Genomic DNA, 26,090 nt, shown 5'->3' on the forward strand with positions numbered 1-26,090 from the left:
TCGATATCGGCGACGGGCTATAACCTGGCGCGTCTGCCATTTCCGCCACACCGGCTCTGAACCGATGACGGGACTCGAACCCGCACCAATTCCTTGACCAGGTCCCTGAAGTATCCGCTGCCTGCGCACCGGGCACCCACCTTGTGCTACGCCCCCCGAGATCAAGTCGGCGGCGGCTCTGGATTCCTTTGAGAGAAGAAGTAGCCGCAGCCCGCGCACCGGGAGGTGCATGAAGTTGTGGTGTCCAGAGATCGAGGTCGGCGGAACCGACAAGGTGCTCTAACCCCTGAGCTACACCGGCGCGTTGTACCGGTGGCGGGACTCGAACCCGCGGCCGCCCCATTATGAGTGGAAGTAGGTCCTGCCTTCGCACCTGGACGTGCATCACTTTAGGAGGGCGGCCGCGGGCCGGGCGAGCGAATTAATGCGCGCTGTCGTCCGAGGGAGTTCAGCCGCGCTTCTGGCGCTTCCAGGGGCCGGTGATGGCGAGCATGATGCCCGGGTCCTGGATGTTGGCGAAGAGGGTGCTGCCGTCGGGCGAGAAGGTGACGCCGGTGAACTCGCTGTACTCGGGCTCCTCCTCGCTGCCGATGTTCAGCTCGTTGCGGGCGATCGGGTACGTACGGCCGCTGTCCGTGGCGCCGAAGAGGTGCTGGACGCCCTCGCCGTCCTCGGCGATGACGAGGCCGCCGTACGGGGAGACGGTGATGTTGTCGGGGCCGTCGAAGGCGCCGTCGGCCGACGGGTCGGGGTTGACGCCGATGAGGACCTTCAGCGTCAGGGTGCGGCGCTTGGGGTCGTAGAACCAGACGGCGCCGTCGTGCTGGACGGGGCTCTCGCCGCGGGCGTAGGAGGAGACGATGTAGACGCCGCCGTCGCCCCACCACATGCCTTCGAGCTTGCGGGCGCGGGTGACCTGGCCGTCGGTGAACTGCTTGCGCACGGAGGTGGTCTTCGCGTCACGGTCGGGCACGTCCACCCAGTCCACGCCGTAGACCGTGCCGATCTTCGTGGCGCGGGAGAGGTCGTCGACGAACTTGCCACCGGAGTCGAAGCACTTGAACGCCTGGAGCGAGCCGGCGTCGTCGGCGAGGGTGGCGAGCTGCCCATGGCCGTGCTCGAAGCCCTGCGGCGGGGTCCAGCGGTAGAGGAGGCCGTTCGGGCCCGCGGCGTCCTCGGTGAGGTAGAGGCGACCGCGCTTGGGGTCGACGACGACGGCCTCGTGGGCGTAGCGGCCCAGCGCCTTGATCGGCTGGGGGCCGCGGTTGCGGCGGCGGTCCACGGGGTCGACCTCGAAGACGTACCCGTGGTCCTTGGTCATGCCGTTCTGGCCGGCCTTGTCCTCGGTCTCCTCGCAGGTGAGCCAGGTTCCCCAAGGGGTGTTTCCGCCGGCGCAGTTGGTGGAGGTGCCCGCGATGCCGACCCACTCGGCGACCTTGTCGTGCCGCACCTCGACGACCGTGCAGCCGCCGGACGCCGCGGGGTCGTAGACCAGGCCCTCGGTGAGCGGAACGGGGTGCGGCCAGTCGGCGCGGGGGCCCTTGAGCTCGTGGTTGTTGACCAGGAGGGTGGCGCCGCGCGGACCGCGGAAGGTGGACGTGCCGTCGTGGTTGGAGGGCGTGAACTCGCCCGACTCCAGCTTGGTCCTGCCGCTGTAGGTGATCACGCGGTATGAGAACCCGGCGGGCAGGGCGAGCAGGCCGTCGGGGTCGGGGAGCAGCGGACCGTAGCCGACGCCGCCGTGCTTCGCCCCCGAAGCCTCGCCGGCGCCGTCGGTGTCCGTCTCCGTGGAGGCGAGGGCGTTCGGAGCGGTCGCCAGCGCGCCTACGCTGCCGGCCAGTGCGACTCCGGCACCGGTGATCGCGGATCGTCTGGCGAAGTCCCTGCGGGTGAGCGACATGTGTTGTCTCCTGTGACGGTGGAGGGGGACTGTCGTGGGGGGCGGTGGCGACCTCGGTTGCGGCCACACGCTCCCGCCCGCGACTGAACGGGAGTTGAACACCGGCCGACTTCACCGGTCCCCCTTCCATGAATCCACCAGGACCCCGGACGCACGCCGCCCCCTCTCGTCCCCTCACCGGGCACCCGATCGCGCCGGCCGGCCACTCCACGGGCACGGGACGTCACCGGGGACGACCGCCGCCCCTGGAGTCCCGCTTCTCCGCTCCGGGACGACCGGCCACTGGGCCCCCACACGGCCTCCGGCCGCACCGGATCGCGTCCACGGGGAACTCACACGTGGCGACGGCGCCGCGGGGCACCGGTTCACCCCACGACGGCGCCGGCCCCGGGCGCCTCCGAGCGGCGACCGTGCCGGGCGCAGCACGACGCCGACCACGCCGGGCGCCCCCTCGGCGGGGTCGCGCCCGGCGTACCGCGCGTTCCGCTAGCCGCGCTGCTGCGAGCGTGCCTTGAAAGCGGCCTTGCGGGCCTCCTTGGCGACCTTCTTGTCGGGGTGCAGGCGCCCCATGGCCTCCAGGACGTCCGCGGTGGCCGGATGGCCGACCCGCCACGCCGCGGCGAAGAAGCCGCCGTGCTGCTGGGCCAGCCCCTCCACGAGGGCCTGGAGTTCCTCGGAGTTGCCCTCGGCGGCGAGCTGGGCCGCCACCGTGTCGACGGTGAGCCAGAAGACCATCGCCTCGGACGGCGGGGGCACGTCGGGCACACCGTGTTCGGAGAGCCAGACCCGGGCGAGGCCACCGAGTTCCGCGTCGTCGAGGACGTCCCGCAGCGCGGGCTCGGCCTCCAGGCCGACCAGGGACAGCGCCTGCTGACAGCGCAGCCGCCGCAGCGGCCCACCGGCGTCGCCCCCGCGGGCAGCGGCGAGCAACTCGCGTGCGGCGGGCAGGGGTTCGCGGAGGGCGAGCCACTGCTCGGTCTCGGCCTGCGCCGCCGTCGGCGGGAACACGGCCGTACCGTCCAGCAGCGCGTCCGCCCCCTTGTCGGCGAGGTCGCCCACCGCGGGAGCGTCGAGGCCCGCTTCGAGGAGCCGGGCACGCAGCCCGTACAGGCCGAGCGGAGTCAGCCGGACCATCCCGTACCGGGACACGTCCGTGTCGACGTCGGCGGCCGGGTCCTCGGCGTCCGCCATGAGGGCCTCGTCGACGGGCTGGAAGTCGACGAGCCCGGCGGGCTCCAGCAGCCGGAACTGGCCGTCGAGCCGCATCATCGCGTCCGACACCTGTTCCAGGACGTCGTCGCTGGGCTCGCTCATGCCGTCGGGCACGATCACCGACGCGGCGAGCGCGGGCAGCGGCACCGTCCCGTCGCCGGAGCCGTCGTCGCCCACGGTGAGCAGGTACAAGTTGCCGAGCACCCCTTCGAGGAACTCGGCCTCCGCCTCGGGGTCCCAGTCCAGCGAGGAGAGGTCGAGTTCGCCGCTCTCCCCCATCGCGTCGACCAGGTCGTCGAGGTCCGGCACGCTCGCGTCGGCGAGCACCGTGTCGAGCAGGGCGAGCCACACGCCGAGGACGTCCTGCGGGGCGCCGGAGGTGAGAAGGGCGAGGTCCTCACCCGGCCGGACGGTGCCCTCCTCCTCGTCCACGATCTCGACGAGCCCGGTGTCCACGGCCATTCCCCAGGCCACGGCGGCGAAGGCCGCCGCGTCGTCCCCAAAGAGCCCGAGGTGGGCGGCGGCCTCGGGCAGCTGCTCCTCGACGAGCTCGCCCCCCGCGCCGACCCGTGTGTCCGGACCCGCCCAGCGGGCCAGCCGGGCGGCGCGGGAGAGCAGCGGGGTGGCGAGCGCGTCCCGCGCCAGCTCCGCTTCGGAGTGCAGCCGCACCGGCGGCAGGGGGGAGCTGTCTGACATCGGCTGGGTTCTCCTCCGAACAACCAGGACAAGCAGGGCAATCGTAAAACAGTGGCGAGCGGCGACAAGAAGCCGCAGAGCGCCTGAAAACGGGCGCGGAGCGTCTCCCTGTACCCGCACCGGACCCGAGGAGGAGTCCCCGGACGCGAGGATCCGAGGGCCGCCGGGGAATCCGTGCCGACCGCTCAGCCTAGACGGATTTCCACCCATGCCGCCTGGTTCATGTCCCCGACAACCCCCGTACACCACGGAAACCTTGACAACTCCCCTCGCCACACACGAGATTGACGCGCGTAGAAGTCGAACGGGTCAGCGATCCGCCGGCTTCTACGCGCGTCACCGGCCCGCACGCAGGACGCGTTCGACCACAGCTCCACCCTCGTCCCGGCGCTCACGTACGTCCCCGGAGGGATTCCCTTGCCGAGCAGGAGAACCGCGCGCACAGGCGCGCTGACCGTCGCCGCGGTCTGTTCCACCCTTTCCGCCGTGGTGCTCACCACGCCCGCTCACGCGGACACCGTCCACATCCACGACATCCAGGGAACCACCCGGATCTCCCCGCTCGCGGGCCAGAAGGTCACGGATGTGGCCGGCATCGTCACCGGTGTGCGCACCTACGGCTCGTCCAAGGGCTTCTGGATCCAGGACCCCACCCCGGACGACGACCCGGCGACCAGTGAGGGCGTGTTCGTCTTCACCAGCTCCGCCCCGAAGGTCGCGGTCGGCGACTCGGTCACGGTGACGGGCACGGTCTCGGAGTACGTCCCGGGCGGTGCCTCCAGCGGCAACCAGTCACTGACGGAGATCACCAAGCCGACGGTGACCGTCGTCTCCGGCGGCAACGCCGTCCCGGCCGCGACGGTCGTCGACGCCCGGTCCGTGCCGGACGCCTACGCGCCCGCGGGCGACACCGCCGCGAGCGGTTCGATCAACGCTCTGCCCCTGGAGCCGGCGACGTACGCCCTGGACTACTATGAGTCCCTCGAGGGCATGAACGTCCAGGTCAGCGACGCCCGCGTGGTCACCGCCACCGACCCGTACAGCGAGCTGTGGGTCACGGTGAAGCCGCGCGAGCACGCCAGCCACCGGGGCGGCTCGGTGTACGGCTCGTACACCTCGCAGAACACTGGCCGGATCCAGATCCAGTCCCTGGGCCCGACGGCCGGCTTCCCGGTCGCGAATGTCGGTGACGAGCTCGCGGGTGACACCACGGGCCCGCTCGACTTCAACCAGTTCGGCGGCTACACGCTCGTCGCCGGGCAGCTCGGCACCCTGGAGCAGGGCGGCCTGGAGCGCGAGACGACGAAGAAGCAGGCGCGCGGCGAGCTGGCGGTCGCGACGTACAACGTCGAGAACCTGGACCCGGGCGACGCCACTTTCGCCGCCCACGCGTCCGCGATCGTGAACAACCTCCGGTCGCCCGACATCGTGTCCCTGGAGGAGATCCAGGACAACAACGGCGCGACGGACGACGGCACGGTCGCGGCCGACCAGACGGTGAACAAGCTGATCGACGCGATCGTCGCGGCGGGCGGCCCCGAGTACGACTGGCGCTCCATAGACCCGGTCAACGACCAGGACGGCGGCGAGCCCGGCGGCAACATCCGCCAGGTCTTCCTCTTCAACCCCGAGCGGGTGTCCTTCACCGACCGCGCGGGCGGCGACTCGACGACCGCGGTGGGCGTCACCAGGGTGCACGGCAAGGCGCAGCTGACCGCGTCCCCGGGCCGTATCGCCCCGGCCGACGAGGCGTGGAAGAGCAGCCGCAAGCCGCTCGCGGGCGAGTTCGTCTTCCGCGGCAGGACCGTCTTCGTGATCGCCAACCATCTCAACTCCAAGGGCGGCGACCAGGGTCTGACCTCGCAGTACCAGCCGCCGACGCGCAGCTCGGAGACCCAGCGGCACGCGCAGGCGACGCTGGTGAACACCTTCGTGGACGAGGTCCTGAAGGCGCAGAAGAACGCGGACGTCATCGCCCTCGGCGACATGAACGACTTCGAGTTCTCGGACACCGTGAAGATCCTGGAGGGTGACGGCGAACTCTGGTCGGCGATCAAGTCGCTGCCGAAGAGCGAGCGTTACACCTACGACTACCAGGGCAACAGCCAGGTCCTCGACCAGATCCTGGTCAGTCCCTCGATCCGCCGGGACTGCGACTTCGAGTACGACAGCGTGCACGTCAACTCGGAGTTCCACGACCAGATCAGCGACCACGACCCGCAGGTGCTGCGGTTCAGGCCGTAGCCCGGTGCGAGCAGGAGCCCGGCCCCGTCGTCCGGGGGGCCGGGCTCCTGCTCTGTCCGCTCGCGGTGGCGACACCGCGGCACGGGCCGGCCCCCACGGGGGCCGGCCCCGGCGCGTCTACGGGGTGCCGAACACGCCGTTCAGCCAGCCCTGCCAGGCGGCTTCGTCGCGCCCGGCGTCGGCGTCCGTCGCGAAGTCGTGGACGCTGATGCCGACCGGCGCGCCCCAGTGGTTGCGCCCGAAGAAGCGGATGAGGGCGTCGTCGGTCCGCAGCCCGATGAAGTACGGGTTGCGGTAGTCGACCACCGCGTCCAGGGTCCGGCCCCCGGGCCCCCGGGCGGACACCTTGGCGCCCTCGGCCGTGTCGTCGGACAGCCCCAGGGCCCGGCCCACGGCGGTGAACGCGTCGGACGCCTGCGAGGCCTCGGGTCCGTTGAGCGTCGTGAACGCGACCGGGCGGGGCGCGAAGTGCGTGAGGTACTGGCGCAGGGTGTGCAGATAGAAGTCGGTGTGCTTGCTCGCGCCGTCGTACTGGTTGTCCCAGTCGTCGGTGAAGATCCCGCTGTGCACGTAGCGCACCCAGGCCCGGCGGCCCTCGTCGCGCGGCTCGATGGTGTTGTCCAGCTGGTTGAGGCTCTGGGTGGGGAACCCCACGTCCTCGCTGCGGGAGGTCAGCCGGTGCGGCGGGTCCCAGTTGGTGAGGGTGGATCCGAAGGGGCCGACGCGATGCTCGCCGTCGAACTCCATGGGCCACAGCCAGCCCCCGGTTCCGGTGGTGAGGGCGTCCCACACCTGCTCGGGCGTGGCGTCGACCTCGTACTCGCGGGCGATCTCGAATTCCTTGGACATGGGGGCTCCTGCTCAGTGGGTCTCGGGGTCGTTCTCGGGGGTGGGCCGGCCGGTGTCGGCGGCCTCGGCGATCGCGTCCTCCGCGCCGGCCGCGTCCGTCACCGCCTTCTCCGTCACCACGGGGTCCGTCGTGGCGGTGCCGGTCTCGGCGGTGTCCTTGAGTGTCGGATGGAGGGCGACGACGATCCGGTGGTCCCGTCCGCCGTCGGCGCCGGGAGCGTCGTACTTGCGGATCAGGGCGCTCACACCGGCCGTCAGCTCCTGGACGAAGGCCGCGCGGTCGGCGGCCGAGGCGAAGCGGACCTCACCGTCCAGCGCGTAGGTCGCCAGCCGTTTGCGGGCCTTCGCCGCACCGGTGACCAGTGAACCGACGTCCCGGACCAGCCGGGCGCCGAGGGCGAGCAGCCAGCGGGCGGACAGCTGGTCGCGGAAGCGGTCCGGATCGGGCTGCACGGCGGACAGGGCGAGCGGTGAGATGACGTACGAGGCGGCGGTCGCGCGCATGAGCCGCTCGGTGACGTTGCCCTTGCGGCGCTCCCCCGCCAGCTCGACCAGGCCGTGCCGCTCCAGCGCCTTGAGGTGGTAGTTCACCTTCTGCCGGGGCAGTCCGACCTTGCCGGCCAGCATGGCGGCCGACGCGGGCCCGGCGGCCAGCTCGGCCAGCAGCCGGGCCCGTACGGGGTCCAGCGAGACGGCGGCTGCCTCTGCGTCCTCGATCACGGTCACGTCCAACATGACCCCACCGTCTCACCGAAAACTTTTTTTGTCCAGACGGATGGAGTGTTCGGTGAGTCGGGCGATGGCCGTGCCCGCGAGGCGAGCCGTGGGCCGGCGGCGCGCGGGTCAGTCCGGTACGAGCCCGAAGATGCGCTCGTACCGGGTGACCGTGCTGCTCTTCAGTCCCGGCCAGGTCCGGACCCGCTCCCACAGGGCCGTCGCCGAGCCGATCCCGCCCCCGGGCGCGGCGAGGGCCTCGAGGTGCGCCTCGGCGCTCTCCCACTCGGCGTAGTCGAGGACCCGGGTGCCGTCGGCGCCGAGGTGGAAGTGGGCGCCGATGCCGCCGGGATGCGGGTTCGGCTCGCCCTCCAGCGCTTCGAGGACGGCGTCGGCCCAGGCGCGCTGCCGGCCGGGGTCCGGGCTCTCGAACTCCACGTCGACGATCACGACGCAGCCTGGGACGCGCCCGCCGCGGTCCGCCGGACCGACGCTGCGGTGGCGCCGGAAACGTCCGGGCCCCAGCCGCTCGATGCCGGCGACGGCGGTGTCGATCTCGTCGGCGCGCTCCTGACGGTGCGTCTTCACGAAGGCCTCGTGGGCCTGTTCGCTCGTCCACTTACCACCCTTCGACCTCGACCGTGGTCGAGGTCGAGCCCGTCCCGGCGCCTCCCTCACGACGCCTCCCGCGATCTGCCGACGACTGTCCTCCCGGTCATAGTGACCCACAACAGGGCGAGTTGGCACCAGGGCCGCCGCTTCTCGCGGGCGCACGCCCGGCGGACGGAGACGAAACTCCTTAGCGTCTATTGCATGTACCTCGTAGGAGAATTAAGTGGAGCTTCACGGTCAGGATGCCGAGACTACCGTCATGACCACTGACAAGACCGACTCCACGACGCCGGCACCGACGCACGCCGCACCCTTCGGCCGCGCCCTGTGCGCCATGATCACGCCCTTCACGGAGAGCGGCGCGCTCGACCTCGACGGTGCCCAGCGGCTCGCCGACCGGCTGGTCACCGAGGGCTGCGACGGGCTGGTGCTGTCCGGCACCACCGGGGAGTCCCCCACCACGACGGATGCGGAGAAGGCCTCGCTGGTGCGGGCGGTGCGGGAGGCGGTGGGCGACCGGGCGGCGCTCGTGGCGGGGGTGGGCACCGCCGACACGCGGCACACGGTCGAACTTTCGCTCCAGGCCGAAAAGGCAGGAGCGGACGGCCTGCTGGTGGTCTCCCCCTACTACAGCAGGCCCCCGCAGGACGCCCTGGAGGCCCACTTCCTGGACATCGCGGACACCGTCGGTCTGCCCCTCGCGCTCTATGACATCCCGGGACGCACCGGCACCCGCATCGAGCCGGACACCATGATCCGGCTCGCCCGGCACCCGAGGATCGTGGCGGTCAAGGACTGCGCGTACGACCTGCTGGGCACCCAGAAGGTGCTGGCCCGCACCGAGCTGGCGTACTACGCGGGCTGCGACGAGTACGTCCTCGCGCTGCGCGCGATCGGCGCGAGCGGCTACATCAGCACCGTCGCGAACGCGGCGCCCCGTCAGTTCCGGGCGATCCTGGACGCGTTCGACGCGGGCGACACGGCGGAGGCGGCCCGGCTCCAGCGCCGGGCCGTCCCGCTGGTCGAGGCGATGATGGCGGCCGGCCTGCCGGGCTCGGTCACCGCCAAGGCGCTGCTCGGCGCACTGGGCCTGCCCGCGGGCCCGGTCAGGCAGCCACTGCGGCCCGCCGGCCGGGAGACGGCCGACGGACTGCGCGCGGTGTACGACGAATTCACCGCGGGCTGATCAGCGGCGGGCGAAGACGGGCTGCCACGCCTTCAGCTCGTCGTACATCTCCTTCTGGACCCCGCTCAGCGGCACGATCCTGTCGCTGCCGATCGTCACCAGCACCAGCCGGGCCCGGTACGGCTCGTCCAGGCCGGTCACCCGCTCCCAGGCGATGAGCCGCCGGTCGTCGGCCCAGGCGAGCAGGTCGCTACCGCGGACCTTGGTGACCTCCTTGCCGGTGCGGGGATCGCGGATCGAGGAGTACGACTTCCCGGGGGCGACCTCCTTCGCCAGACCGAGCGCGGCGAGCCGGCCGTTCGGGGAAAGCCGGGCGCCGACGTCCGCGCGCAGGTACCTCTCGTCCGCCGGGGCGGCGATCTTGCCGCCGTCGAGGTCGTAGAACTGCTGCATCCCGTCCCGTTCGCCGATGACGCGCGCGTACACCTCATCGCCGGTGCGGCTGTAGGAGAAATCCCCGCGCGAGAGGTCGTTGCGGTCGGACGCGACCCCGGTCCAGGCGCCCTCGCCGGAGGCCACGTCGAGGTCGTAGAAGCCGGTGCGGCTCGACGGGGCGAACGCGGATCCCCAGCCCCAGCCGCCCTTGGCGTTCTGTGCCTTGGCGCGCACATCGGGGTTCTCGTCGTACGTCGTCGCCAGGAGCCTGGTCCCGTCGTAGGAGTAGGCGAGTGCGCCGACCCGGTGCTCGACCGGGATCCACCGCTCGACCTCCCCCGTCGCGAGGTCGAGCAGGCCGATCCGGCGGACGGGCAGGGTCTGCTCCAGCACGGCGGCCGTCCGCAGACCCGGCGCGACGGCGACGAAGGCCCACCGGGAGTCCTTCACATACCTGCCGGTCGCCGGGTCGAGCAGCCAGTACGTGCGTACGCCGATGCCCCGGTCGCCGGTCTGCGGCACGGTCCGCCAGGTGTAGTACGCGGCGAGCGCCGTCTGCCCCACCGCGATCTCCTGTCGCGGCGGCGACTGGTCGGAATGCTGCTGCACGCCCCCGGACGGCCGCACATCGCTCTTGCCGGAGTCCAGCAGCGGCACCCCGACCGCGATCGCGACCACGGCCGCCGTGGCGGTGGCGACGGAGGCGAGCCTGCGGATGCGGCGGCGCCGACGGACCGCGAGCACCCGGTCGGCGAACCCCGGTGCGGCCGGCGGCTGTTCGGTGGCCTGCTCCCGCAGGGAGTCGCGCACCAGTTCCTCGACGTTCATGGACGGACCTCCACGGGCAGGTAGTCACGGGACGGCGGCTCGGAACCGGCCGAGCTCAGGGCGGCCAGTTCCGGCGCGAGCGTGCGCAGTCGGGCGAGGGAGCGGTGGGCCGTGGAGCGCACGGTGCCGACCGAACAGCCCAGCACGCGGGCCACATCGGCCTCGGGCAGGTCCTCGAAGTAGCGCAGCACCAGCACGGTGCGCTGCCGTGCGGTCAGCCGGGCCAGCGCCCCGCGCATCACGACGCGCAGTTCGGCGGCGTAGGAGAGGTCCGCGCCGGGCGCGGTCTCGGGCGGCTCCGCGACGCTCAGTTCGCGTCGCGGCCACTTCAGCCGCCACCGGCTCACCTGCTGCCGGTACAGGATCTGCCGTACGTACGCCTCGGGTTCGTCGATCTGGTGCCAGCGTCCCGCGGCCTTGATCAGGGCGTTCTGCAACAGGTCCTCGGCCGCGTGCCGGTCCCCGCCGCTGAGCAGCACCGCGGTCTTCAGCAGAGCCGACGACCGGTTGGCCACGAACTGTCGGAAGCTCTCCTGCGCCTCGGCATCCATCGTCACCTTCTCTTCCCCGGCGGCCCCGGTGAACCACCCCTGTGCCCCTTGTGACGCCCGGGCCCGGCCGCCGCTATGCCTGGCCCCGGGAAGAATTTCGGAGCCGGTCCCGGCAGGCGTCCCTTACCGTGACGGGGTGAGCCGACCGCTGCTGTTCCTCGACGTCGACGGGCCTCTCAATCCGTACGCGGCCCAGCCGGAGCGCCGTCCGGCGGGCTACACGACGATCCGGGTGGCCCTGACGCCGGGCAGGCCGCTGCGGGTGTGGCTGCACCCCGACCACGGCCGGGCGCTCCTCGCCCTCGACTACGACCTGTGCTGGGCGACCACCTGGATGGACGCGGCGAACCGCTGGATCGGTCCCGTCATCGGGCTGCCCGAGATCCCGTACGTCGACTTCACCGGCGCCCTGTTCGCCGAGCGGCCCGACGGGGTGCACTGGAAGACGGAGCGGATCGTCGCGTACGCGCAGGACCGCCCCTTCGCGTGGGTGGACGACGAACAGAGCCCGGCCGACGACGCGTACGTCGCCGCCCGCCACCCCGCGCCCGCCCTGCTGCGCCACGTCAGTCCCCGGCTGGGTCTCGGCCAGGACGACTTCACGGCGCTGGCCGAGTTCGCCGCGGCCCTGCCCCGGTGACGCGTGTGCCCTCCCGCGGACGGCGGGAGGGCACACGGCGCGGGCGGGCGGGGCTAGTTGTGGCTGTGCAGGACCTCGTTGAGGCCGCCCCACACGGCGTTGTTCGGCCGGGCCTCGACCGCGCCGGTGACCGAGTTGCGGCGGAAGAGGATGTTGGAGGCGCCGGAGAGCTCGCGGGCCTTGACGATCTGGCCGTCGGGCATCGTCACACGGGTGCCCGCGGTGACGTACAGGCCGGCCTCGACCACGCACTCGTCGCCGAGCGCGATGCCGACGCCCGCCTCGGCGCCGACCAGGCAGCGCTCGCCGATGGTGATGCGGACGTTGCCGCCGCCGGAGAGGGTGCCCATCGTGGAGGCGCCACCGCCGATGTCGGAACCGTCGCCGACCACGACGCCCGCGGAGATGCGGCCCTCGACCATGGAGGTGCCGAGGGTGCCCGCGTTGAAGTTCACGAAGCCCTCGTGCATGACCGTCGTGCCCTCGGCGAGGTGCGCGCCGAGGCGGACCCGGTCGGCGTCGGCGATGCGGACGCCCTTCGGGGCGACGTAGTCCGTCATGCGCGGGAACTTGTCGATCGACGTCACCTGGAGGTGCAGCCCCTCCGCGCGGGCGTTCAGCCGGACCTTCTCGACGTCGTCGACGGCGACCGGGCCGAGCGAGGTCCAGGCGACGTTGGCGAGGTGGCCGAAGATGCCGTCCAGGCTCTGGCCGTGCGGCTTCACCAGGCGGTGCGAGAGCAGGTGCAGCCGCAGGTAGGTGTCGTGCGCGTCGAGCGGCTTGTCGTCCAGGGACGCGATGACCGTACGGACCGCGACCACCTCGACGCCACGACGGGCGTCCGGGCCGACGGCCTTGGCCGCACCCGCGCCGAGGAGTTCCACCGCGCGCTCGGCGGACAGCCGCTCGGTGCCGGCCGGGCCGGGCTCGGCGGACAGTCCGGGAGCGGGGAACCAGGTGTCGAGGACGGTGCCGTCGGCGGTGACGGTGGCAAGCCCGGCGGCGACGGCGCCGGTGGTGCGAGTAGCAGTCGTGTCGGTCATGGGTGAAACCTAACTTGGCGGGGGCCGCGCGGGCGAACCGGTGCGCCCGGCGTCTCGGCGTGTGGGCCCACCGTGCGCCCGGCTCGATGTCGAGGCCGCTCGTCTCCTTGCCGACCAGGGCGACATTCGGGGACCGCTTCGTCGTCCACGGCGGCGACAAACGTCCGGGTGCCGTCCCTCTGCGGCCGGCCGCACGCCGCCGGACCGCACGCCGTGCGCGGCGGTGTGCGGTCAGCCGATGAGCCGGCGCAGCGCCTCGCGGGCGTACGCCTCGTCGTACGGCGTGCCGGTCAGCAGCACCTGGAGGCAGATCCCGTCCATGAGGGCGACCAGCGCCCTCGCGGTCACGGGGTCGGTGCGCCGGGCGAGCGGGTCCACGAGGCTCTGGACCCATTCGGCCGCGACGGGACGCAGGGCCGGGCGGCGCAGCGCGGCGAGGTACAGCTCGTACTCCAGCTCCACGCCGGTCGGGTCGCCCGCGAGCCACTCGCCCACCAGGCCGGCGAGGTCGGCGGCGAGGTCGGTCCGGGGGTCCTCCAGCGCGCCGCGCGCGGCGACGACCTTGGCGAAGCCCTCGTTGGCCTGGCGCAGGGCGGCGACCATCAGTTCGTCGAGTGTCCTGAAGTGGTAGGTGGTGGAGCCGAGCGGCACATCGGCCTCGGCCGCGACGGTCCGGTGGCTCAGCCCGGCGATTCCCCTGACGCCCACGACACGGATCGCCGCGTCGATGATCCGCTGCCGTCGCTCGGGGTCGTACCGGCGGGCCATCAGTGCGCACCGCCGAGGTTCAGCAGCACGACCCCGCCGATAATCAGGGCGATGCCGGCGAGCTTGGCCGTGCCCATCCCCTCCCCGAGGAACAGCATGCCGATCGCGGCGATGACCGCGGTGCCGACACCCGCCCAGATCGCGTAGGCCGTGCCGACCGAGACGGTCTTCAGGGTCTGGGCGAGCAGCGCGAACGCGACGACGTACCCGAGGAGGGTCACCAGCGACGGCCACAGTCTGCTGAAACCGTCGCTGTACTTCATGGCGGTGGTCGCGGCCACCTCCGCGGCGATGGCTCCGCCGAGCAGCACATATCCCATGCGTACGAGTGTACTTATCGATGCGTACGCCCGTACGCAAAATGCTCCGCCCCTCCAGCATGGGCACCAGGCGGCACACGGGATATCGTTCGCGATCACCACAGTGGGGGCGGAGTCGTCGGACTTCCGGAGCATGGGAGCGCAAGAAGAATGTCGGACACATCGGGGTGGGGACCAGCGGGGCCGTACGGGGGCCCTCCGGCGGGCTGGGGCTGGACGCCGCCGCCCCCACCGCCCAAGCCGGGGGTCATACCCCTCGCCCCGCTCGGCGTGGACCATGTCTTCGGCGGTGCCTTCACGACGATGCGCCGGTACGCCAAGCCGTTGTTCGGGCTCGCCGCGCTGGTCCAGCTCGCCCTGGCGGTGCTGATCGGGGGCGCGGCGGTCCTCGCGTACTTCTCGGTGAGTGACCGGCTGGACGTCCTGTACGACACCGACCGGCGCCCGCGCTGGAGCGACGTCCAGCCCGTCCTGGTCGCCTTCGGCAGCGTGTGGGCCTTCGCGATGATCGCCGTGCTGGTCGCGAACGCCTTCGTGCAGGCGTCCTGTGTCGCCACCCTGCACGACGCGGTCCTCGGCCGGCGGGCCACCATCGGTCAGGTGTGGCGCCGCACCTGGCCGCGCACGCTGTCCGTGCTCGGCGTGAACCTGCTCATGGGTCTGATCCTGCTGATCCCCATGCTGCTGTTCGCCGCGATGGTCGTCTCGCTCTTCGCGGCGATACTCGCCCGCAGCGACAGCCTGTTCGGGATCTTCTTCCTGCTCCTGCTGCTGACCCTGCCGCTGACGGTCTGGCTCTGGGTTCTCTTCTCCTTCGCCCCGGCGGCCGCCGTGCTGGAGGCCGCCCGGCCGGTCGAGGCGCTGCGGCGGTCGGTGCGGCTGATGCGGGGCGCCTGGTGGCGCACGTTCGGGATCACGCTGCTCGGCGGAGTGACGGTGCTGATCGTCTCGCTGGTGCTGCGACTCCCCACGGTGTTCACGACACCGAGACCTCAGCCGTACGACCCCTCGTCGCCGCAGCCCACGACCATGTCGGACGCGTTCGCGCAGAGCCTGCCGCACCTGGGCCTGTCGTTCACGGTCTCGACGCTCCTCAGCGTGGTCGCCCAGGTGTTCACGATGGTCTTCATACCGCTGATCACCACCCTGCTCTACATCGACCGGCGTATCCGCCGCGAAGGTCTCGCCGACGTCCTGCTGCGGGCGGCGCAGGCCAACCCGCGCGTCTGAGGGATCGCCGGGTCACGAGGCGCTCCGCGCCGCCCCGGACAGGGCGGCCGGACTGCGGGCGGCGGGACCCGTTCCCGCACCCGCGCCACGCGTGCATCCGCCGCTTGGCGTGGGCGGTCCGTCGCAAGAACGCCCGAGATGCGGTTCGTCCCGCCGGGCCTGCGAGGGGAGGCTGGGCTTCGGCGGCCTCCGGGCCCGGCCCACCCCCGCCGAACTGCTGCGCCACCGGCGCGTGGAGCGGATTCTGGCACCACCCCACGCTGTCGCGCCCAATGAGACCGCCCTGGGAGGCCGCTGGGAAGCCGGGTGAACCCCGGCAGCGCGAAGCGGGACCGGTACGCCACGACGACGGCCCCCGGCACGGTTGCCGGGGGCCGTCGTCGACTCGCGCGTCGGAGGCGGGGGTTGCTCAGACGTTGAAGCCGAGCGCGCGAAGCTGCTCGCGGCCGTCGTCCGTGATCTTGTCCGGGCCCCACGGCGGCATCCAGACCCAGTTGATGCGCAGTTCGTTGACGAGGCCGTCCGTGGCGGACTTGGCCTGGTCCTCGATGACGTCGGTGAGCGGACAGGCCGCCGACGTCAGGGTCATGTCGATCGTCGCGATGTTCGCGTCGTCGATGTGAATGCCGTAGATCAGACCGAGGTTGACGACGTCGATGCCCAGCTCGGGGTCGACGACGTCGTACAGCGCCTCGCGGAGTTCCTCCTCGGAGGCCGGCTTCGTCGTCAGGGTCTCGTTCTCGCTCATGCCGTCTTCCTCGCAGCCTTGTCGGGCTCGTCACCCAGTGCCTGGGCCGTCGCGTCCTTCCACGCCATCCAGCTCAGCAGGGCGCACTTGACCCGGGCCGGGTACTTGGAGACACCGGCGAACGCGACCGCGTCCTCCAGCACCTCCTCCATCGCGTCGTCGGGCTCGACCCTGCCCTTGGACTGCATCAGTTCCAGGAAAGTTTCCTGGACCTTCTGCGCCTCGGACACGTCCTTGCCGACGAGCAGTTCGTTCAGTACGGAGGCCGAGGCCTGGCTGATCGAGCAGCCCTGGCCCTCGTACGAGATGTCCTCGATCCGCTCGCCGTCGTACTTCACGCGCAGCGTGATCTCGTCGCCGCACGTCGGGTTGACGTGGTGCACCTCGGCATCGCCATCCCGCAAGCCCCGCCCGTGCGGGTGCTTGTAGTGGTCCAGGATGACTTCCTGGTACATCGAATCAAGCTTCACGTTCCAGCCAGCCCCTCAGCCGAAGAAGTTCCGGACGTGCTCCAGGCCGTCGACCAGCGCGTCGATCTCGGCCGGCGTGGAGTACAGATAGAACGACGCTCGCGTGGTCGCAGGAATTCCGTACCGCAGGCAGACCGGTCGTGCGCAGTGGTGCCCGACGCGGACGGCGATCCCCTGCTCGTCCAGGACCTGGCCCACGTCGTGCGGGTGGATGTCACCCAGCGTGAACGAGATCGCGGCCCCGCGGTCCTCGGCCGTGGTCGGGCCGATGATCCGCAGGTCGGGGACCTCCGCGAGCCGCTTCACCGCGTACTCGGTGAGCGCGTGCTCGTGAGCGAGGATCTTGTCCATGCCGATCGAGGACAGGTAGTCGATCGCCGCGCCGAGTCCGACCGCCTGCGCGATCGGGGGCGTGCCCGCCTCGAACTTGTGGGGCGCCGGCGCGTAGGTCGACGAGTGCATCGAAACGGTCTCGATCATCTCGCCGCCGCCGAGGAACGGCGGCAGGTCCTCGAGGAGTTCCTGGCGGCCCCAGAGCACGCCGATGCCCGTGGGCCCGCACATCTTGTGACCGGTGAAGGCCACGAAGTCGGCCTGGAGTGCCTGGACGTCGAGGGGCATGTGGGGTGCCGCCTGCGAGGCGTCGATCAGGACCAGGGCTCCGACCTCCTGGGCGCGGCGCACTATCGCCTCGACCGGGTTGACGGTGCCCAGGATGTTCGACACCAGCACGAAGGAGACGATCTTCGTCTTCTCGGTGATGACCTCTTCGATGTTGGAGAGGTCGAGGCGGCCGTCGTCGGTGAGGCCGAACCACTTCAGCTTCGCGCCCGTGCGCTGCGACAGCAGCTGCCACGGCACGATGTTGGAGTGGTGCTCCATCTCCGTGATGACGATCTCGGTCTCGTGGTCGACCCGGTAGGGCTCGTCGGCCCAGCCGAGCATGTTGGCCACGAGGTTGAGCGACTCGGAGGCGTTCTTGGTGAAGATCACCTCGTCGCGGCTCGGCGCGTTGATGAACGCGGCGACCTTGTCGCGCGCGCCCTCGTACAGCGCCGTGGCCTCCTCGGCGAGCACATGCACACCGCGGTGGACGTTGGCGTTGTACCGCTCGTAGTACTCGGCGAGGGCGTCCAGCACCTGGCGCGGCTTCTGCGAGGTCGCCGCGTTGTCCAGGTACACGATCTTCCGGCCGTCGTGGACCTGACGGTCCAGGATGGGGAAGTCCTTGCGGATCGCCTCGGTGTCGAGGAGGCCCGGCAGCTGTGTCACGCGGATGCGCCACCCTTCGTGTACGCCTCGTAGCCCTCGTTCTCCAGCTTGTCGGCGAGCTCGGGGCCACCCGACTCGACGATCTTGCCGCCGGCGAACACGTGGACGTGATCGGGCTTGATGTAGCGCAGGATGCGCGTGTAGTGAGTGATCAGCAGGGTGCCGACCTCGCCGGTCTCGCGGACGCGGTTGACGCCCTCGGAGACGATGCGCAGAGCGTCGACGTCCAGGCCGGAGTCGGTCTCGTCGAGAATCGCGATCTTCGGCTTGAGCAGCTCCAGCTGGAGGATCTCGTGACGCTTCTTCTCACCGCCGGAGAAGCCCTCGTTCACGTTGCGCTCGGCGAAGGACGGGTCCATGTGGAGGTGCTCCATGGCCTCCTTGACCTCCTTCACCCAGGTGCGCAGCTTGGGGGCCTCGCCGCGGATCGCGGTGGCGGAGGTGCGCAGGAAGTTGGAGACGGAGACACCGGGGACCTCGACCGGGTACTGCATCGCCAGGAACACGCCGGCACGGGCGCGCTCGTCGACGGACATCTCCAGGACGTCCTCACCGTCGAGGGTGACGGTGCCGCCGGTGATCGTGTACTTGGGGTGGCCCGCGAGCGAGTAGGCGAGCGTCGACTTGCCGGAGCCGTTGGGGCCCATGATGGCGTGGGTCTCGCCCTGCTTCACGGTGAGGTCGACGCCCTTGAGGATCTCCTTCGTGGCGTTGTCGGCCTCGACGGTGACGTGCAGGTCGTGGATTTCAAGCGTTGCCATGGGTTCCTCAGGACTCCTGGGTGAGGGAGACGAGCACGTCGTCCCCTTCGATCTTTACGGGGTATACGGGGACGGGGCGCGTCGCGGGAAGGCCGGACGGCTTGCCGGTGCGGAGGTCGAAGCTGGAGCCGTGCAGCCAGCACTCGATCTGACAGTCCTCCACCTCGCCCTCGGAGAGGGAGACGTTCGCGTGCGAGCAGATGTCGTAGATCGCGAACACCTCGCCCTCGGTGCGGACGACCGAGACCGGCGTGCCGTCGAGCTCCACCCGCTTCGGGGTGTCGTCCTCCAGCTCGCTCAGTCCACAGGCGCGTACGAAGGTGGTGGTCATCAGACCGACGCCTCCAGCTCCTCGTCGATCTTCACGAGAAGGCGCTCTTCGATGTCGTCGACGCCGATCTGCTGGACCAGTTCGGCGAAGAAGCCGCGGACGACCAGCCGGCGGGCCTCGCCGGCCGGGATGCCGCGGGCCATCAGGTAGAACAGCTGCTCGTCGTCGAAGCGGCCGGTGGCGGAGGCGTGGCCCGCGCCGACGATCTCGCCGGTCTCGATCTCGAGGTTCGGCACCGAGTCGACCCGGGCGCCGTCCGTGAGGACGAGGTTGCGGTTCATCTCGTAGGTGTCGGTGCCCTCGGCCTTGGCCTCGATCAGGACGTCACCGATCCACACCGCGTGCGCGCCGTCGCCCTGGAGCGCGCCCTTGTAGGCGACGTTGGACTTGCAGTGCGGGGTGTTGTGGTCGACGAGGAGACGGTGCTCCTGGTGCTGGCCGGAGTCCGTGAAGTACAGGCCGAACAGCTCGGCCTCGCCGCCGGTGCCGGCGTAGGCGACGCGCGGGTGCAGCCGGACCACGTCACCGCCGAAGGTGACGACGAACGACTTGAAACCGGCGTCCCGGCCGATCAGCGCGTTGTGCTGGCCGACGTGGACGGCCTTGTCGTCCCAGTCCTGGACGGAGACCACGGTGAGCTTGGCGCCGTCGCCGAGGATGTAGTCGACGTTGGCGGCGAGCACCGCGTCACCGGTGTGGTCGATGACCACGACGGCCTCGGCGAAGGCACCGAGCTCGATGACCTGGTGGCCGTAGGCGACACCGCCCTCGCCGCGCACGGCGATGCGGATCGGCTCGGTGAGCACCGTCTCCTTGGGGACGGTGACGACACCGGCCTTCTCGAACGCCGAGTACGCCTGGGCGGCGATGCGGTCCACCGGGGTGCCGGCCCTGCCCAGCCGCGCGTCGTCGCGGCCGACGGTCTCGACGACGACGCCCTCGGGCGCCTCGATGTCGACCTTCACGCCGTCGCCGGTCGCGACGGCGGTGCCGTCGTGCAGCCCGCGCAGTCGCTCCAGCGGCGTGAACCGCCATTCCTCCTCGCGGCCGTGGGGGACGGGGAAGTCCGCCACGTCGAAGGACGGGGGCGCGCTCATGCGCGTGGCGACGGTCGACTCGGCGGCCACCGCGATCTGGCCGGCGGTGGTGGACCCCAGCGGTGGGGGTCCCCCCGCCCGAACGGAGTTGAGGGTGGGGGAGTTCTGAGCCTCAGCCATGGCTGTCGGTCTGCTCTCTTCCTGCGTCAGAAATTGCTGGCTGCTGTCGAGGGGGCGGTCCTAGCCGACCGCGCCTTCCATCTGCAGCTCGATCAGCCGGTTGAGCTCGAGGGCGTACTCCATGGGCAGTTCCTTGGCGATCGGCTCGACGAAGCCGCGCACGATCATCGCCATCGCCTCGAACTCGGTCAGACCACGGCTCATCAGATAGAAGAGCTGGTCCTCGGAGACCTTGGAGACGGTCGCCTCGTGGCCCATGGACACGTCGTCCTCACGGACGTCGACGTACGGGTACGTGTCGGAGCGGGAGATGGTGTCGACGAGCAGCGCGTCGCACAGCACGTTCGACTTCGAGCCGGCCGCGCCCTCGCCGATCTCGACCAGACCGCGGTACGAGGTACGGCCGCCGCCGCGCGCCACCGACTTGGAGACGATGTTCGACGAGGTGTTCGGCGCCATGTGGACCATCTTGGAGCCGGCGTCCTGGTGCTGGCCCTCGCCCGCGAAGGCGATGGACAGGGTCTCGCCCTTGGCGTGCTCGCCCATCAGGTAGACGGCCGGGTACTTCATGGTGACCTTGGAGCCGATGTTGCCGTCGATCCACTCCATGGTCGCGCCCTCGTACGCCACGGCGCGCTTGGTGACCAGGTTGTAGACGTTGTTCGACCAGTTCTGGATGGTCGTGTAGCGGCAGCGGGCGCCCTTCTTCACGATGATCTCGACCACCGCGGAGTGCAGAGAGTCCGACTTGTAGATCGGCGCCGTACAACCCTCGACGTAGTGGACGTAGGCGTCCTCGTCGACGATGATCAGCGTCCGCTCGAACTGGCCCATGTTCTCCGTGTTGATACGGAAGTAGGCCTGGAGCGGGATCTCGACGTGCACGCCCTTCGGCACGTAGATGAACGAGCCGCCCGACCACACGGCCGTGTTCAGCGAGGCGAACTTGTTGTCACCGACGGGGATGACGGTGCCGAAGTACTCCTTGAAGAGCTCCGGGTGCTCCTTCAGCGCCGTGTCGGTGTCCAGGAAGATGACGCCCTGTTCCTCCAGGTCCTCGCGGATCTGGTGGTAGACGACCTCGGACTCGTACTGGGCCGCGACACCGGCGACGAGACGCTGCTTCTCCGCCTCCGGGATGCCGAGCTTGTCGTACGTGTTCTTGATGTCCTCGGGCAGGTCCTCCCAGGACTCCGCCTGCTTCTCCGTGGAACGTACGAAGTACTTGATGTTGTCGAAGTCGATGCCCGACAGGTCCGAGCCCCAGTTGGGCATGGGCTTCTTGTCGAAGAGACGCAGGCCCTTGAGGCGGAGCTTGGTCATCCACTCCGGCTCGTTCTTCTTGGCCGAGATGTCCCGGACGACTTCCTCGCTCAGACCGCGCTTGGCAGAGGCGCCGGCCTCGTCGGAGTCGGCCCAGCCGTATTCGTACTTGCCCAGACCCTCGAGTTCGGGGTGGGCAGTCTCCGTGGGGAGAGTCATGCGGGGTTCCTCCCGGCCGTGCTTGCAGATGCGTTGTCGGTGTTCTTGGAAATCTTGGGGATGAAGGTGGTGCACACCCCGTCGCCGTGGGCGATGGTCGCCAGCCGCTGGACGTGCGTGCCGAGCAACTGGGAGAAGAACTCGGTCTCCGCCTCGCACAACTGCGGGAACTGCTCGGCGACGTGGGCGACGGGGCAGTGGTGCTGGCAGAGCTGCTCGCCCCGCTGGGGGTGCGGCGCGCTGCGCGCCGTAGCAGCGTACCCGTCGGCGCTCAAGGCCTTGGCCAGCGCTTCGGTGCGCTCCTCGGGGTCCGCGGCGTCGACGGCCTCGCGGTAGGCGCGGGCCTGCGCGGCGATCCGGGCGCGGGCGAAGGAGAGGACCGCCTCGTCCCCGCCCTCGCGGGCCGCGATCCAGCTCAGGGCGTCGGCGGCGAGCTTGTCGTAGGACTGGTCGAAGGCGTCCCGGCCGCAGTCGGTCAGGGCGAACACCTTGGCGGGACGGCCGCGGGTGCGCGCTCCGTAGACCCGCTGCTCGCGCGCGACCACGACGTCGTCGGCGACGAGTGCGTCGAGGTGGCGACGCACGGCGGCCTGGGTCAGCTCCAGCCGCCCGGCGAGGTCGGCCACGGTCGACGGGCCGTGGTCCAGGATGGACCGCGCGACCCGGTTGCGTGTGGGCAACCCGGCCGCGAGATCCTCTCGCGGAGCCTCGCCAACGTTTTTCACAACGCCATTGTTGCGTAATTCCTCAGAGCCTGACAAGCCGCGCCCCGACAGTCGGCGGTGCCGTGCATCACTTAGGTATACCTAAGATGACCTGCGGAAACGATCTTTGATCGATCAATTCGGTGGCGCCGGGCCAGGCCGTCCGGGAGACTCCCGAACCATGCCCATACCCCCTCCGACCGGCCCACTCGTCACGCGGGACACCCTCGCCGCGGACTTTCGCACGCTCGGGGTGCGGCCCGGGGAGACACTTCTCGTGCACTCCTCGCTCAGCGCCCTCGGCTGGGTGAACGGAGGCCCGGTCGCCGCCGTCCAGGCACTGCTCGACACGCTCGGTCCCGACGGCACCCTGGTGGTCCCCACGCAGTCCGGCGACCTGTCCGACCCGGCGCTGTGGAGCAATCCGCCCGTGCCCGAGGAGTGGTGGGCGACCATCCGCGCCACCATGCCCGTGTACGACCCGCGGGTGACCCCCAGCCGGGGCGTCGGCGTGATCCCGGAGACCGTGCGCACCTGGCCGGGCGCCCTGCGCAGCGCGCACCCGGAGACCTCGTTCGCGGCGCTCGGTCCACGCGCCGCGGCGATCCTCGACGGCCACGCGCCCGACTGCCGGCTCGGCGAGCGGAGCCCGCTGGCCCGCCTGGAGGCCGACGGCGCCCGCGTCCTGCTGCTGGGGGCCGGCTACGACACCTGCACGAGCTTCCATCTGGCCGAGTACCGCATCGCGTCGCCCGTCGTCGACGTGGGGCGGCCGTCCCCCCAGGGCTGGCGGACGGTCCGTGAGGTGTCGATCACCTCGGACGGGTTCGACGCGCTCGGCTCCGACTACGAACGGGACCGCCCCGTCGTCCGGGGCACCGTGGGCGCCGCCGTCGCCCGGCTCTTCCCGGTCGCCGACGCCGTGGCGTACGCGGAGCGCTGGCTCGCGCTGCACCGCCCGCGCGAGCTCGCGGTCGATACGGCCCCCGGCGCCCCGGCACCCCGACGACGTCCCTAGAATTGCGCCTCATGCGAAGCGAGCCCGTCGTCCAGGTCCAGGCCCTGGTGAAGCGGTACGGCACGAAGACCGCGGTGGACGGCCTCGACCTGGTGGCCGAGGCGGGCATCACCGCCGTACTCGGCCCCAACGGCGCCGGCAAGACCACCACCGTCGAGACCTGCGAGGGCTACCGCAGACCCGACTCGGGCACCGTGCGTGTCCTCGGCCTCGACCCGGTCCGGGATGCCGCCGCGCTGCGCCCCCGCATCGGCGTCATGCTCCAGTCCGGCGGCGTCTACTCCGGCGCCCGTGCCGACGAGATGCTCCGCCACGTGGCCCGGCTGCACGCGCACCCCCTCGACGTGGACACCCTCATCGAGCGGCTCGGCCTCGGCAGCTGCGGCCGTACCAGCTACCGGCGCCTGTCCGGCGGCCAGCAGCAGCGCCTCGCCCTCGCCATGGCCGTGGTCGGCCGCCCCGAGCTGGTCTTCCTCGACGAGCCGAGCGCCGGCCTCGACCCCCAGGCCCGCCACGCGACCTGGGACCTTGTCCGCGACCTGCGCGACGACGGTGTCTCCGTCATCCTCACCACCCACCACATGGACGAGGCGGAGCAGCTCGCCGACGACGTCGCGATCATCGACACCGGCAGGGTCATCGCCCACGGCACCCCCGAGGAGCTGTGCCGGGGCGGCGCCGAGAACACCCTGCGGTTCACCGGCCGCCCCGGACTCGACGTGGCCTCCCTGCTGAAGGCCCTGCCCGCGGACTGCACGGCCGCCGAGCTGACGCCCGGCGCCTACCGGGTCACCGGCAAGGTGGACCCCCAGCTGCTGGCGACCGTGACCTCGTGGTGCGCCCAGCACGGCGTGCTGCCGGAGAAGATCTCCGTCGAGCGCCACACCCTCGAAGACGTCTTCCTCGAACTGACCGGCAAGGAGCTGCGCGCATGACCCGGGTTCGCCTCTACGTCGGCCGGGGGTCCGGGGTTCGCCCCCCGGCAGGACACGGTCTCGAACCGACCGGCGAGGAGCTGCGTTCGTGACCACCGCCGGCACCTACACGCCCAAGCCCGGCGCCGCACCGCTGCCCCGCATGATCGGCACGCAGGCGGCGCTGGAGACGAAGATGCTGCTCCGCAACGGCGAGCAGCTCCTGCTGACGGTCGTCATCCCGACGCTCCTGCTGGTGCTGTTCAGCTCGGTCGACGTCGTCGACACCGGCAAGGGCGAGGCGGTCGACTTCCTCGCGCCGGGCATCCTCGCGCTCGCCGTGATGTCGACCGCGTTCACCGGGCAGGCCATCGCCACCGGCTTCGAGCGGCGCTACGGCGTCCTCAAGCGGCTCGCGTCCTCCCCGCTGCCCCGCTGGGGCCTGATGGCCGCGAAGACCGTGTCGGTCCTGGTCACCGAGGTCCTCCAGGTCGTGCTGCTCACGGTGATCGCCTTCGCGCTGGGCTGGTCGCCGCACGGCAACCCCCTCGCCGTGCTGCTCCTGCTCGTGCTGGGCACGGCCGCCTTCTCCGGACTCGGCCTGCTCATGGCGGGCACGCTGAAGGCGGAGGCGACGCTGGCCGCCGCCAACCTCGTCTTCCTGCTCCTGCTGGTCGGCGGCGGGGTCGTCGTGCCGCTCGACAGGTTCCCGTCCGGCGCCCAGGACGTCCTCGGCCTGCTGCCGATCTCCGCGCTCTCCGACGGGCTGCGCGACGTGCTCCAGCACGGGGCGGGCATGCCGTGGGGCGACCTCGGCATCCTCGCCGGGTGGGCCGTCGTGGGCCTCGCCGCGGCGGGCCGGTTCTTCCGCTGGGAGTAGCGCCATGCCCGGGTGCGGGGCCCTCGTGAAGACGTGCACAAGCGGCCCCCTACGATGGTGTGCGTGCCAAACGTGACCCGAGCCGACGCGATCAGCGCGGTGCGCAACCCCCTCGCCTTCATCGCCGGACGCTGGACCCCGACGTCCCGGACCGTCCGGCGCGCGGCCCTCGCCGCGCTCGTGATGGCGGTCGTCATCGTGGTCACCGGTGGCGCCGTACGGCTCACCGGCTCCGGCCTCGGCTGTCCGACCTGGCCGAAGTGCACCGACGACTCGCTCACCGCCACGAGCGCGATGGGCTTCCACGGCGCCATCGAGTTCGGCAACCGCATGCTGACGTACGTGCTGTGCGCGGCCGTCGGCTGGGCGATCATCGCCGCCCGCTCGCAGAAGCCGTGGCGGCGCAGCCTCACCCGGCTCGGCTGGGCGCAGTTCTGGATCGTCATGAGCAACGCGATCCTCGGCGGCATCGTCGTCCTGGTCGGCCTCAACCCGTACACGGTCGCCGCCCACTTCCTGCTCTCCACCGCGCTCATCACCGTCGCGGCCCTCATGTGGCAGCGCACCCGCGAGGGCGACGCCGAGGCGCGTCCGCTCGTCGGCAAGTCGGTGCAGCAGCTCGTGTGGTTCCTGGTCGCCGCCGCAGTCCTGCTGATCGCGGTCGGCACGGTCGTCACCGGTGCGGGCCCCCACGCCGGTGACTCGAGCGAGGTCGACCGCATGCACGTCGGCTGGGAGAACGTGGCCAAGCTGCATGCCGTGCTGGCCTGGATCGTGGTGACGCTCACCTTCGCCCTGTGGTTCGTGCTCAAGGCTGTCGACGCCCCCAAGGGCCCGCTGCACCGGACCCGTGACCTGTTCCTCGTGCTGCTCGCCCAGGGCGTCATCGGCTATGTCCAGTACTTCACGGACCTGCCCGAGGCACTGGTCGGCCTCCACATGCTCGGGTCCTGCCTGGTCTGGATCGCGGTGCTGCGCGTCCTGCTCTCGCTGCGCGAACGCCCGGACGCCGTCGCCGACCTGCCCGGCCCCTCGGCGGAGTCGGCACTCACCCGCGCGTGAGCCCCGCGCCGCGGCCCACGCGCACGTGAGCCGCGGCCCCTCGTCGGCGGGTACAGGTCTCAA

General features: G+C 71.1%; 25 protein-coding genes and 1 pseudogene. 8 read left to right on the forward strand and 18 right to left on the reverse strand.

What is annotated here, in order from left to right:
* Positions 1 to 448: 448 nt before the first annotated feature.
* Together H305_RS0128165 and H305_RS0128170 are read right to left on the reverse strand one after the other, a co-directional pair.
* Positions 449 to 1,900, reverse strand: coding sequence for an alkaline phosphatase PhoX (locus H305_RS0128165; RefSeq protein WP_028803391.1), 1,452 nt, complete (start codon positions 1,898 to 1,900; stop codon positions 449 to 451).
* 486 nt (positions 1,901 to 2,386) lie between these two features.
* Entirely contained in the window at positions 2,387 to 3,808 is a 1,422-nt protein-coding gene (locus tag H305_RS0128170) for a hypothetical protein (RefSeq protein ID WP_028803392.1), read from the reverse strand.
* 417 nt (positions 3,809 to 4,225) lie between these two features.
* Here H305_RS0128170 and H305_RS0128175 point away from each other — a divergent pair, with 417 nt between their 5' ends.
* Positions 4,226 to 6,052, forward strand: a complete 1,827-nt coding sequence (locus H305_RS0128175) for an endonuclease/exonuclease/phosphatase family protein (RefSeq protein ID WP_028803393.1) — start codon at positions 4,226 to 4,228, stop codon at positions 6,050 to 6,052.
* Positions 6,053 to 6,169: 117 nt separating this feature from the next.
* Here H305_RS0128175 and H305_RS0128180 read toward each other — a convergent pair whose 3' ends face one another.
* The 3 genes and pseudogenes from H305_RS0128180 to H305_RS47245 all read right to left on the reverse strand — a co-directional run.
* A complete protein-coding gene (locus H305_RS0128180) occupies positions 6,170 to 6,901 on the reverse strand; it encodes an ATPase (RefSeq protein WP_028803394.1) in 732 nt (243 codons plus the stop codon).
* A 12-nt stretch (positions 6,902 to 6,913) separates the two neighbouring features.
* Positions 6,914 to 7,636 carry an ArsR/SmtB family transcription factor gene (locus H305_RS47240; protein ID WP_078629281.1) on the reverse strand — a complete coding sequence of 241 codons (723 nt, stop codon included), beginning with the start codon at positions 7,634 to 7,636 and terminating at the stop codon, positions 6,914 to 6,916.
* A gap of 108 nt (positions 7,637 to 7,744) precedes the next feature.
* Positions 7,745 to 8,236: pseudogene (locus tag H305_RS47245) on the reverse strand (antibiotic biosynthesis monooxygenase); the annotation flags it as partial.
* Between the two features lie 250 nt (positions 8,237 to 8,486).
* Between H305_RS47245 and dapA the strand changes: the two are divergent.
* A complete protein-coding gene (gene dapA / locus H305_RS0128195) occupies positions 8,487 to 9,413 on the forward strand; it encodes a 4-hydroxy-tetrahydrodipicolinate synthase (RefSeq protein ID WP_051371028.1) in 927 nt (308 codons plus the stop codon).
* On the opposite strand, the gene H305_RS0128200 is transcribed toward dapA, so the two are convergent.
* On the reverse strand, positions 9,414 to 10,616 hold the full coding sequence (locus tag H305_RS0128200) for a hypothetical protein (protein WP_028803396.1): 1,203 nt from the start codon (positions 10,614 to 10,616) through the stop codon (positions 9,414 to 9,416).
* Positions 10,613 to 11,167: a SigE family RNA polymerase sigma factor gene (locus tag H305_RS0128205; RefSeq protein ID WP_028803397.1), complete on the reverse strand. Its 555-nt coding sequence runs from the start codon at positions 11,165 to 11,167 to the stop codon at positions 10,613 to 10,615. Before H305_RS0128205 ends, H305_RS0128200 begins: the two co-directional genes overlap by 4 nt.
* A 136-nt stretch (positions 11,168 to 11,303) precedes the next feature.
* Between H305_RS0128205 and H305_RS0128210 the strand changes: the two genes are divergently transcribed.
* Positions 11,304 to 11,807, forward strand: coding sequence for a hypothetical protein (locus H305_RS0128210; RefSeq protein ID WP_028803398.1), 504 nt, complete (start codon positions 11,304 to 11,306; stop codon positions 11,805 to 11,807).
* Between the two features lie 53 nt (positions 11,808 to 11,860).
* On the opposite strand, the gene dapD is transcribed toward H305_RS0128210, so the two are convergent.
* The 3 genes from dapD to H305_RS0128225 form a co-directional block, all read right to left on the reverse strand.
* Complete coding sequence (gene dapD, locus H305_RS0128215; protein ID WP_028803399.1) at positions 11,861 to 12,850, reverse strand: 2,3,4,5-tetrahydropyridine-2,6-dicarboxylate N-succinyltransferase; 990 nt, start codon at positions 12,848 to 12,850, stop codon at positions 11,861 to 11,863.
* Positions 12,851 to 13,081: 231 nt separating this feature from the next.
* Positions 13,082 to 13,618, reverse strand: a complete 537-nt coding sequence (locus H305_RS0128220; protein ID WP_028803400.1) for a TetR/AcrR family transcriptional regulator — start codon at positions 13,616 to 13,618, stop codon at positions 13,082 to 13,084.
* A complete protein-coding gene (locus H305_RS0128225; RefSeq protein WP_028803401.1) occupies positions 13,618 to 13,938 on the reverse strand; it encodes a DMT family transporter in 321 nt (106 codons plus the stop codon). The genes H305_RS0128220 and H305_RS0128225 overlap by 1 nt, the downstream gene beginning before the upstream one ends.
* 270 nt (positions 13,939 to 14,208) lie before the next feature.
* On the opposite strand from H305_RS0128225, the gene H305_RS0128230 reads away from it, so the two are divergent.
* The gene (locus H305_RS0128230; protein WP_078629283.1) at positions 14,209 to 15,168 is read left to right on the forward strand and encodes a hypothetical protein; all 960 of its coding nucleotides are present in this window, start codon (positions 14,209 to 14,211) and stop codon (positions 15,166 to 15,168) included.
* A 409-nt stretch (positions 15,169 to 15,577) separates the two neighbouring features.
* Here H305_RS0128230 and H305_RS0128235 read toward each other — a convergent pair whose 3' ends face one another.
* From H305_RS0128235 to H305_RS0128270, 8 genes are read right to left on the reverse strand one after another with little or no spacing between them, the layout of a single operon-like run.
* Positions 15,578 to 15,916 (reverse strand): metal-sulfur cluster assembly factor, encoded by a 339-nt coding sequence (locus tag H305_RS0128235; protein WP_028803403.1) that lies wholly within the window; start codon positions 15,914 to 15,916, stop codon positions 15,578 to 15,580.
* Positions 15,913 to 16,386 (reverse strand): Fe-S cluster assembly sulfur transfer protein SufU, encoded by a 474-nt coding sequence (sufU, locus tag H305_RS0128240; protein WP_028803404.1) that lies wholly within the window; start codon positions 16,384 to 16,386, stop codon positions 15,913 to 15,915. Before sufU ends, H305_RS0128235 begins: the two co-directional genes overlap by 4 nt.
* Before the next feature lie 15 nt (positions 16,387 to 16,401).
* On the reverse strand, positions 16,402 to 17,658 hold the full coding sequence (locus tag H305_RS0128245) for a cysteine desulfurase (RefSeq protein WP_028803405.1): 1,257 nt from the start codon (positions 17,656 to 17,658) through the stop codon (positions 16,402 to 16,404).
* Positions 17,655 to 18,419 (reverse strand): Fe-S cluster assembly ATPase SufC, encoded by a 765-nt coding sequence (sufC, locus tag H305_RS0128250; protein ID WP_028803406.1) that lies wholly within the window; start codon positions 18,417 to 18,419, stop codon positions 17,655 to 17,657. Before sufC ends, H305_RS0128245 begins: the two co-directional genes overlap by 4 nt.
* A gap of 7 nt (positions 18,420 to 18,426) precedes the next feature.
* The gene (locus H305_RS0128255; RefSeq protein ID WP_028803407.1) at positions 18,427 to 18,750 is read right to left on the reverse strand and encodes a non-heme iron oxygenase ferredoxin subunit; all 324 of its coding nucleotides are present in this window, start codon (positions 18,748 to 18,750) and stop codon (positions 18,427 to 18,429) included.
* A complete protein-coding gene (gene sufD, locus H305_RS0128260; protein ID WP_028803408.1) occupies positions 18,750 to 19,967 on the reverse strand; it encodes a Fe-S cluster assembly protein SufD in 1,218 nt (405 codons plus the stop codon). Before sufD ends, H305_RS0128255 begins: the two co-directional genes overlap by 1 nt.
* Before the next feature lie 60 nt (positions 19,968 to 20,027).
* A complete protein-coding gene (sufB, locus tag H305_RS0128265) occupies positions 20,028 to 21,449 on the reverse strand; it encodes a Fe-S cluster assembly protein SufB (protein WP_028803409.1) in 1,422 nt (473 codons plus the stop codon).
* On the reverse strand, positions 21,446 to 22,174 hold the full coding sequence (locus H305_RS0128270) for a helix-turn-helix transcriptional regulator (protein ID WP_028803410.1): 729 nt from the start codon (positions 22,172 to 22,174) through the stop codon (positions 21,446 to 21,448). The genes sufB and H305_RS0128270 overlap by 4 nt, the downstream gene beginning before the upstream one ends.
* A gap of 160 nt (positions 22,175 to 22,334) precedes the next feature.
* On the opposite strand from H305_RS0128270, the gene H305_RS0128275 reads away from it, so the two are divergent.
* The 4 genes from H305_RS0128275 to H305_RS0128290 all read left to right on the forward strand — a co-directional run bounded on the left by H305_RS0128275 (position 22,335) and on the right by H305_RS0128290 (position 26,027).
* On the forward strand, positions 22,335 to 23,171 hold the full coding sequence (locus H305_RS0128275) for an aminoglycoside N(3)-acetyltransferase (protein WP_028803411.1): 837 nt from the start codon (positions 22,335 to 22,337) through the stop codon (positions 23,169 to 23,171).
* 11 nt (positions 23,172 to 23,182) lie between these two features.
* Positions 23,183 to 24,106, forward strand: a complete 924-nt coding sequence (locus tag H305_RS0128280) for an ABC transporter ATP-binding protein (protein WP_028803412.1) — start codon at positions 23,183 to 23,185, stop codon at positions 24,104 to 24,106.
* Between the two features lie 142 nt (positions 24,107 to 24,248).
* Positions 24,249 to 24,965, forward strand: coding sequence for an ABC transporter permease (locus tag H305_RS0128285; protein ID WP_234021078.1), 717 nt, complete (start codon positions 24,249 to 24,251; stop codon positions 24,963 to 24,965).
* 54 nt (positions 24,966 to 25,019) lie between these two features.
* The gene (locus tag H305_RS0128290; RefSeq protein ID WP_037765570.1) at positions 25,020 to 26,027 is read left to right on the forward strand and encodes a COX15/CtaA family protein; all 1,008 of its coding nucleotides are present in this window, start codon (positions 25,020 to 25,022) and stop codon (positions 26,025 to 26,027) included.
* Positions 26,028 to 26,090: the final 63 nt, after the last annotated feature.

Source organism: Streptomyces sp. 142MFCol3.1 (genome assembly GCF_000424945.1).
In the GTDB taxonomy this organism is placed as follows: Bacteria; Actinomycetota; Actinomycetes; order Streptomycetales; family Streptomycetaceae; genus Streptomyces; species Streptomyces siamensis.

Coding starts and splice junctions, on each gene's coding strand:
- H305_RS0128235 (WP_028803403.1), bottom strand. CDS start 15,916: ATGAGCGAGAACGAGACCCTGACGACGAAGCCGGCCTCCGAGGAGGAA.
- H305_RS0128180 (WP_028803394.1), bottom strand. CDS start 6,901: ATGTCCAAGGAATTCGAGATCGCCCGCGAGTACGAGGTCGACGCCACG.
- H305_RS0128285 (WP_234021078.1), top strand. CDS start 24,249: ATGATCGGCACGCAGGCGGCGCTGGAGACGAAGATGCTGCTCCGCAAC.
- H305_RS0128280 (WP_028803412.1), top strand. CDS start 23,183: ATGCGAAGCGAGCCCGTCGTCCAGGTCCAGGCCCTGGTGAAGCGGTAC.
- H305_RS0128225 (WP_028803401.1), bottom strand. CDS start 13,938: ATGGGATATGTGCTGCTCGGCGGAGCCATCGCCGCGGAGGTGGCCGCG.
- H305_RS47240 (WP_078629281.1), bottom strand. CDS start 7,636: ATGTTGGACGTGACCGTGATCGAGGACGCAGAGGCAGCCGCCGTCTCG.
- H305_RS0128275 (WP_028803411.1), top strand. CDS start 22,335: ATGCCCATACCCCCTCCGACCGGCCCACTCGTCACGCGGGACACCCTC.
- sufB (WP_028803409.1), bottom strand. CDS start 21,449: ATGACTCTCCCCACGGAGACTGCCCACCCCGAACTCGAGGGTCTGGGC.
- H305_RS0128290 (WP_037765570.1), top strand. CDS start 25,020: ATGGTGTGCGTGCCAAACGTGACCCGAGCCGACGCGATCAGCGCGGTG.
- H305_RS0128165 (WP_028803391.1), bottom strand. CDS start 1,900: ATGTCGCTCACCCGCAGGGACTTCGCCAGACGATCCGCGATCACCGGT.
- H305_RS0128200 (WP_028803396.1), bottom strand. CDS start 10,616: ATGAACGTCGAGGAACTGGTGCGCGACTCCCTGCGGGAGCAGGCCACC.
- dapD (WP_028803399.1), bottom strand. CDS start 12,850: ATGACCGACACGACTGCTACTCGCACCACCGGCGCCGTCGCCGCCGGG.
- H305_RS0128220 (WP_028803400.1), bottom strand. CDS start 13,618: ATGGCCCGCCGGTACGACCCCGAGCGACGGCAGCGGATCATCGACGCG.
- dapA (WP_051371028.1), top strand. CDS start 8,487: ATGACCACTGACAAGACCGACTCCACGACGCCGGCACCGACGCACGCC.
- sufD (WP_028803408.1), bottom strand. CDS start 19,967: ATGGCTGAGGCTCAGAACTCCCCCACCCTCAACTCCGTTCGGGCGGGG.
- H305_RS0128170 (WP_028803392.1), bottom strand. CDS start 3,808: ATGTCAGACAGCTCCCCCCTGCCGCCGGTGCGGCTGCACTCCGAAGCG.
- sufC (WP_028803406.1), bottom strand. CDS start 18,419: ATGGCAACGCTTGAAATCCACGACCTGCACGTCACCGTCGAGGCCGAC.
- H305_RS0128205 (WP_028803397.1), bottom strand. CDS start 11,167: ATGGATGCCGAGGCGCAGGAGAGCTTCCGACAGTTCGTGGCCAACCGG.
- H305_RS0128255 (WP_028803407.1), bottom strand. CDS start 18,750: ATGACCACCACCTTCGTACGCGCCTGTGGACTGAGCGAGCTGGAGGAC.